Source organism: Rhodoferax sp., assembly GCF_014859475.1.
In the GTDB taxonomy this organism is placed as follows: Bacteria; Pseudomonadota; Gammaproteobacteria; order Burkholderiales; family Burkholderiaceae_C; genus Rhodoferax.
The window spans coordinates 1-6,734 of record NZ_JACUUE010000139.1; the positions used below are offsets into that span (position 1 = coordinate 1).

The following is a 6,734-nucleotide window of genomic DNA, read 5'->3' on the forward strand; positions in this document are numbered from 1 at the left end:
GCATTTTGCCGGCCTCGATGTAAGGCGCAAACTCGCTATAACCACTGCCGCCCAGTGTCACATAGCCGCCCAGAATGGCAGCCGCCGCTTCGCCGCCACCGCGAAACGCCACGTAGTTGATGCGTGCCGGATTCACCCCCACGGCGCGCGCCATCAGGGCCGCGGCAATGTGCTCGGTGGCGCCGCGCGAGCCGCCGCCCCACTTGACGCTGGGCGGGTCTTTTTTAAGCTGGGCCAACACCTCGACCAGACTCCTGAACGGCGAGTCGGCGGGCAGCACGAACACATTGTGTTCGCTGGTGAGCCGGGCAATTGGCGTGGCCGCGGTGAGCGAGACCGGCGGCTTGCCGGTGATGATGCCGCCCAGCATCACCGCACCCATCATCAGCAGCGCATTCGGGTCACCCCGGCTGGCGCTGACAAATTGCGCCAGGCCCAGCGTGCCGGCAGCGCCGCCTTTGTTCTCGAAAACCACCTTGTCAAAGGCACCGGCCACCAGCAGCGCCTGGCCCAAAGCGCGACCGGTGGAGTCCCAGCCGCCGCCCGGGTTGGCCGGAATCATGATGCGGCCGGTCTCACCCGCCCATGCCCGTCCCGCCAGGCACCCACCCGCAGACAGCGCCAGCAGGGCTTTCAGAAAAGCGGCACGGCGCATGCAAGACTCCTGTGTTGGGTTGACATGCCCGCCATGATGCCCGACCAAGCTGTCAAGCGGCTGTCGGTCGGTCTCAGGGTAAGCACCAAGCCCGAAAATGGGCTGTCAATCTGTTACAACACAATCTGTCCAACTTGCTTTTGCCTTATGCCACTGACTCTCCCTGCCACACCGCCCGATTCATCGCCCCACTTGCTGCATTGGCAGGAGGCGGATCAGCCGCGCGCGGCCCACTGGCGCTCCGAACGCGGCACGCCAGCGCCGCAGCGCGTGGTGCTGGTTGATGACACCACCGCAGCTGACAGTGCCTTCAAAATGGCCTGCGAGGGCACCGCCCTGCTCTGGCGCGGCGACTTTCAGAACGCGCGCCACCTGCTGCAGGCCATGGCCCGCCGAACCGATCATGTGGCGCCGCGCAAGCGCAAACAAGCGCCCGCGCCCACCACGCTGCACGATGCTTTCAACGCGCACCGCCAGGCGCAGGCGCGGCGCGCGCGCATTTTGGGTATGCTGCTGATCGAGCTTGAAGCCGACTACGCCGTGCCGCTGCGGCGCGCGCCCGACTTCAAGGCGGCCTGCAGCGCGGCCTGGGGCGTGGCAGAGCCATCCGCCGGCAAATCGGTGGTGTCGCTGCGCGAGTTGCTGGGCATGCACAGCGCCCATGAATGGCAACGCGTGGGGGTTGAAATCCCGGCGCTCGGGGCCGCGCCCGAAAACCGCATTCACCCGCACTACGGCGTCTTTTCGCCGGTGCGCGGCGAATACATCCAGCTGGTGGCCACGGCCCATTTGCCCAAGCCACCCAAGGGCCAGAGCCAGCTCAGCGCCTTTGACATCGGCACCGGCACCGGGGTGCTGGCCGCTGTGCTGGCGCGCCGTGGCGTGGGCCGCATTGTGGCCACCGACACCGACCCGCGCGCCCTGGCTTGCGCCCGCGCCAACGTCGCGCAACTCGGCCTTGAAGAACAGTTGAGCGTGGTCGAAGCTGACCTTTTTCCCGACGGGCTGGCGTCGCTGATCGTGTGCAACCCGCCGTGGTTGCCGCTGCGCCCGGGCTCGGCGCTGGAGCGCGCCGTCTATGACGAAGATGGGCGCATGCTGCTTGGCTTCCTGGCAGGCTTGCGCGCCCACCTGGCGCCCAAGGGCGAGGGCTGGCTGATCATGTCGAACCTGGCCGAACTGCTGGGCCTGCGCACGCGCGATGAATTGCTGGCGCTGTTCGAGCGCCACGGCTTGCGCGTGGTGAGCCGCATCGACGCCAAACCGCTGCACCCCAAGGCTGGCGACGCCAGCGACCCGCTGCACCAGGCGCGCGCCAAAGAGGTCACATCGCTGTGGCGGCTGGCGGCCAACACGGTGCCCAACAGCTGAGGTCAACCCGATGAAGCTGCTGCTGGTTGAAGACGACGTTGCGCTGCACACCACGCTCAGCCGCAGTCTGGGCCGGCTGGGCTGGGACATCGAGGTCTGTAGCGACGGCCGCGCGGCGCTGGGGCGCTGGCGCGCGCTGCAGCCCGACGTGGTGATGCTCGACCTGACCCTGCCCGGGCGCGACGGCCTGCACATTCTGGCGCAGGCGCGCGACGAGGGGCTGACCACGCCGGTGCTCATATTGACCGCGCGCGGCATGGTGGGCGACCGGGTGCAGGGGCTCAACGCCGGCGCCGACGACTATTTGTCCAAGCCCTTTGACCTCGATGAGCTGGAGGCCCGACTGCGCGCCCTGTACCGCCGCCACGCAGAAAACTATTCGGATGCCAGCGCCGCCCCGCAAGCCCCAAGTGGCTTCCACCTGGACAAGGACAGCGGCGCCATCTACCACGACGGCCAAGTGCTGGCGCTGCCGCCGCGCGAGCTGGCGCTGCTGCAGGCGCTGCTGGCGCGACCAGGACAGGCGGTGGCCAAGGAGCGGCTGTTCGAGCTGGTTTTTCCGGGGCAGGACGAGGTGCAGTTTGAAGCCATTGAAGTCGTGGCTTACCGGCTGCGCAAGAAGCTGCAGGGCACCGGCGCCGTGTTGACCACCCTGCGCGGCCTGGGTTATTTGCTGAAGCTGCCCGCATGAACGATCAACCAAGCCCGGCAGCCCGGCGCCTGTCGCTGCGCAGCTACCTGATGCTGGGCATCCTGTTGCCTGTTGCGCTGTTCATCGTGGTGGACACCGTGGTGTTGTACCGGCAGGCGCTGGCCGCGGTCAACACCGCCTACGACCGCACCCTGCTGGCCTCGGCCAAGGTGATTGGCGAGCACATCACCGCGCGCGGCGAAGCCGACAGCGCCGAGCTTATGGCCGCCGTGCCCTATGCCGCGCTGGAGGTGTTCGAGGCCGACAACCGCAGCCGCATGATTTACCGCATCTCCAGCACCAGCGGCGCGCTAATTGACGGTTTTGAGGATTTGCGCGCCTGGCACGGCCAGTTGCCGGCCCAGGGACCGTACGCCGCGCTGGTTGACTTTTACGACGACAGCTACCGCGGCGACGCAGTGCGCGTGGCCGTGCTGCTGCAACCCATTGCCATGCAACAGGCGCGCGCCATGGCGGTGGTGCAGGTGGCCGAAACGCTGGAGCTGCGCCACACGCTGGCCCGCCAGATTCTGCTCGACACGCTGTGGCGCCAACTGGCACTGGTCAGCGTGATCGCGCTGGTGGTGTTTGTGGTGGTGCAACGCGCCACCCGGCCGGTGCGCCGCCTCGGCCTGCAAGTGCAGCAGCGCCGCGTCGATGACCTGACACCGCTGGCGGTGGACGACACACCGGTCGAGCTGCGCCCCTTGCTCGATGCCACCAACACCACCATGCGCCGCCTGCACCATTTGCTGGACAACCAGAAGCGCTTTGTGCGCGACACCGCCCACCAGCTGCGCACGCCGCTGGCGGTGCTCAAGGTGCAGGTGCAGTCGGCCCTGCGCGGCGACGTGGAGGCAACCCAGGGCTTGACCGAGATCAGCCACACCGTGGAGCGCGCCACCCAATTGGCCAACCAGATGCTGGCGCTGGCCAAGGTGGCGCAACTGGCGCAGGAAAAAGCCACCGAGCCGGTCGATTGGGCCGCCTGTCTGCGCGAGGTGGCGCTGGACCTGTCGCCACTGATTGCCGACAAGGCGCTCGACTTCGACATTGACACCACGAGCGCCCCGGTGCTCACCCACGCCTGGATGCTGCGCGAGTTGTCGCGCAACCTGCTGCACAACGCCATTCGCTACAGCCCCGCGCACGGACGCCTGCAGCTGCGCCTGCTGGTGGATGACAGCCACGCCGCGCTGGTGATCAGCGACAGCGGACCGGGCATCAGCGAAGACCTGCGCAAACGCCTGTTCCAGCCGTTCTCGGCCGGCCAGGCGCACAGCGGCAGCGGACTGGGGCTGGCCATTTGCCTGGAGATCACCCAAACCCTGGGCGGGCAGATCGAACTCATCAACCGCGTGGTGCAGGGCCGCATCGACGGGCTCGATGCCACCGTGCGACTGCCATTGGCGGCACGCCCGGCAGCTTCATCCGCAAAACTTTAAACTTATCAGTTCAAAAAACAACCAAGGAGTTAAGCAATGATTTCTTCAAGCATGACCCGTCGCAGCAGCGTTTGTTTGGCAGGTATTGCAGGCGCAGTGCTGCTGTTGAGCGCGCCCGCTGCCATGGCGCAAACCAGCGCCGCCGCGCCCCAGACCTGCCCGGCCGTGCTGCAACACAGCTTTAACCGGCTGCAGGACGAAGCGCCCCAAAACCTGTGCCAGTACGCGGGCAAGGTGCTGCTGGTGGTCAACACCGCCAGCTATTGCGGCTTCACCGGTCAATACGAAGGGCTGGAGGCGCTGCACGCCAAGTACAGCCCCAAGGGGCTGGTGGTGCTGGGTTTTCCGTCCAATGATTTTGGTCAGCAGGAGCCCGGCAGCAGCAAGGAAATTGCCGACTTTTGCTTCAACACCTACGGCGTGAAATTTCCCATGTTTTCCAAAAGCGTGGTCAAGGGTGCCCAGGCCAATCCGCTTTACACCGCGCTGGCCAAAGCCACCGGCAAGGCACCCGGCTGGAACTTTCACAAGTACCTGATCGACCGCAGTGGCACGGTGGTCACCAGCTTTGCCACCCGGGTCGAGCCCGACAGCCCGGCGCTGGTAGCCGCCATCGAGAAAGCCTTGTAACAGCCCAGCGTCGGCGCACGCACTGCGCCGACGCTGGCTGTTAACGCTCTTTTTTTGTCAATTGATTCAATAGTTCAATAATTATTGTATGATTGCAAGCATGGATAAATTACTTGCCACCACCGTTTTTGAATCGCTCGCCTCGGGCGTTCGCCTTGACATTTACCGACTCCTCGTCAAAGCCGGGCCGCAGGGGCTGGTGGCCGGTGAAATTGGCAGCGCACTGGCCGTTCCGCCGACCAATTTGTCGTTTCACCTGAAAGCCTTGGCGCACGCACAACTGGTGTCAGCGGTGCAAGAAGGCCGCTACCAGCGCTACTGCGCCAACCTCGCGCTGATGCAGCAACTCATTGTTTATTTGACGGCAGAGTGCTGTGCCGGCCACCCTGAGCAATGCTTTGAGGCCTGCCTGGAGCCACTTTGCGCCTGAACTCATTTTTCTCTTGAAAGGCAAAACTCATGAAAAAAGTACAAATTTTTGACCCTGCCCTGTGTTGCAGCAGCGGCGTGTGCGGCACCGATGTGGACCAGACGCTGGTCAATTTCTCGGCCGATGCCGACTGGGCCAAACAGCAGGGGCTGGTCATCGAGCGCTTCAACCTGGCGCAGCAACCCATGGCGTTTGCCGACCACGCCGCCGTCAAGGGCTTGCTGGAACGCTCGGGCGAGTCAGCCCTGCCGATCACGCTGGTCGATGGTGAAGTGGCCTTGGCCGGGCGCTACCCCAGCCGTGACGACCTGGCACGCTGGCTTGGCGTGAGCCCGTCCGCAGTTGCACCAACGGCATCAGCCGACCAACCATCCTGCTGCGGCGGCGCTACCAAGTGCTGCAGATGAAGTTCCTGCAACAGCCCCCGCGCTTCTTGTTTTTTACCGGCAAGGGCGGCGTGGGCAAAACCTCCATCGCCTGCGCCACGTCGATCCAATTGGCCACCCAGGGCAAGCGTGTGCTGCTGGTCAGCACCGACCCCGCCTCCAACGTGGGGCAGGTGTTTGGCATCACGATTGGCAACCACATCACCGCCGTGGCTGACGTGCCCAACCTGAGCGCCCTCGAGATCGACCCGCAAGCGGCCGCGCAAGCCTACCGCGACCGCATCGTCGGCCCGGTGCGCGGCGTGTTGCCAGCGTCAATCGTCAAGGGCATTGAGGAACAACTCTCGGGCGCCTGCACCACCGAGATTGCCGCGTTTGACGAGTTCACCGCGCTGCTCATCGACAGCACGCTCACAAAAGACTTCGACCACATCGTGTTCGACACCGCACCCACCGGCCACACCATCCGCATGCTGCAGTTGCCCGGCGCCTGGAGCGGCTTTCTGGAAGACGGCAAGGGCGATGCCTCGTGCCTGGGCCCGCTGGCCGGTCTGGAAAAGCAGCGCACCCAGTACCAGGCCGCGGTCGATGCCCTGGCCGACCCGCAAAAGACCCGTCTGGTGCTGGTGGCCCGGGCACAGGCCGCCACCTTGACTGAAGCCGCGCGCACCCATGGCGAGCTGGCTGGCATCGGCCTGACCCGACAGTACCTGGTGATCAATGGCGTGTTCCCGGCATCTGAGGCAGCGCACGACCCGCTGGCGCAGGCCATCTGCCAGCGCGAGCAGGCCGCGCTGGCGAGTTTGCCTGAAGCCCTGCGTGGCCTGCCCACCGATCAGATCGAGCTCAAGGCATTCAATTTGTTTGGATTGGCGGCGCTGAAACAGTTGCTGAACCCGCCGGCGATAGAAAGTACGCGTCATCGCGAGCCCGCCGTGTCAGGCCCGATCCCGCACACGGACCTTGAACAAAGACTTCGTCACTGCGAGCCCGCCGTATCTGGTCCGATACCGCAAACGGACCTTGAACAGAGACTTCGTCACTGCGAGCGTAGCGCGGCAGTCCATGCAGTCCGGGGACATGGATTGCTTCACTGCGTTCGCAATGACGGGGCTGTTCATGGAAA

Annotated in this window: 8 protein-coding genes; 7 read left to right on the top strand and 1 reads right to left on the bottom strand. The window is 65.2% G+C overall.

What is annotated here, in order from left to right:
- On the bottom strand, nucleotides 1-655 hold a 655-nt coding region (locus tag IBX54_RS11070; RefSeq protein ID WP_296542711.1), incomplete at its 3' end, for a tripartite tricarboxylate transporter substrate-binding protein.
- A 147-nt stretch (nucleotides 656-802) separates the two neighbouring features.
- Here IBX54_RS11070 and IBX54_RS11075 point away from each other — a divergent pair.
- The 7 genes from IBX54_RS11075 to IBX54_RS11105 all read left to right on the top strand — a co-directional run.
- A complete protein-coding gene (locus IBX54_RS11075; RefSeq protein ID WP_296542712.1) occupies nucleotides 803-2,026 on the top strand; it encodes a class I SAM-dependent methyltransferase in 1,224 nt (407 codons plus the stop codon).
- A 10-nt stretch (nucleotides 2,027-2,036) separates the two neighbouring features.
- Entirely contained in the window at nucleotides 2,037-2,717 is a 681-nt protein-coding gene (locus IBX54_RS11080; protein WP_296542713.1) for a response regulator transcription factor, read from the top strand.
- A complete protein-coding gene (locus IBX54_RS11085) occupies nucleotides 2,714-4,162 on the top strand; it encodes a sensor histidine kinase (RefSeq protein ID WP_296542714.1) in 1,449 nt (482 codons plus the stop codon). Before IBX54_RS11080 ends, IBX54_RS11085 begins: the two co-directional genes overlap by 4 nt.
- Nucleotides 4,163-4,213: 51 nt before the next feature.
- Nucleotides 4,214-4,792, top strand: a complete 579-nt coding sequence (locus tag IBX54_RS11090) for a glutathione peroxidase (protein ID WP_296542718.1) — start codon at nucleotides 4,214-4,216, stop codon at nucleotides 4,790-4,792.
- A 100-nt stretch (nucleotides 4,793-4,892) separates the two neighbouring features.
- Nucleotides 4,893-5,222 (top strand): helix-turn-helix domain-containing protein, encoded by a 330-nt coding sequence (locus IBX54_RS11095; RefSeq protein ID WP_296542715.1) that lies wholly within the window; start codon nucleotides 4,893-4,895, stop codon nucleotides 5,220-5,222.
- A 29-nt stretch (nucleotides 5,223-5,251) separates the two neighbouring features.
- Nucleotides 5,252-5,629: an arsenite efflux transporter metallochaperone ArsD gene (gene arsD, locus IBX54_RS11100; protein WP_296542716.1), complete on the top strand. Its 378-nt coding sequence runs from the start codon at nucleotides 5,252-5,254 to the stop codon at nucleotides 5,627-5,629.
- On the top strand, nucleotides 5,626-6,734 hold a 1,109-nt coding region (locus IBX54_RS11105), incomplete at its 3' end, for a TRC40/GET3/ArsA family transport-energizing ATPase (protein WP_296542717.1). The genes arsD and IBX54_RS11105, both read left to right, overlap by 4 nt.

Excerpts from the sequence above, each read along its gene's own strand:
- IBX54_RS11075 (WP_296542712.1), top strand. The coding sequence starts at position 803 with ATGCCACTGACTCTCCCTGCCACACCGCCCGATTCATCGCCCCACTTG.
- IBX54_RS11080 (WP_296542713.1), top strand. The coding sequence starts at position 2,037 with ATGAAGCTGCTGCTGGTTGAAGACGACGTTGCGCTGCACACCACGCTC.
- IBX54_RS11085 (WP_296542714.1), top strand. The coding sequence starts at position 2,714 with ATGAACGATCAACCAAGCCCGGCAGCCCGGCGCCTGTCGCTGCGCAGC.
- IBX54_RS11090 (WP_296542718.1), top strand. The coding sequence starts at position 4,214 with ATGACCCGTCGCAGCAGCGTTTGTTTGGCAGGTATTGCAGGCGCAGTG.
- IBX54_RS11095 (WP_296542715.1), top strand. The coding sequence starts at position 4,893 with ATGGATAAATTACTTGCCACCACCGTTTTTGAATCGCTCGCCTCGGGC.
- arsD (WP_296542716.1), top strand. The coding sequence starts at position 5,252 with ATGAAAAAAGTACAAATTTTTGACCCTGCCCTGTGTTGCAGCAGCGGC.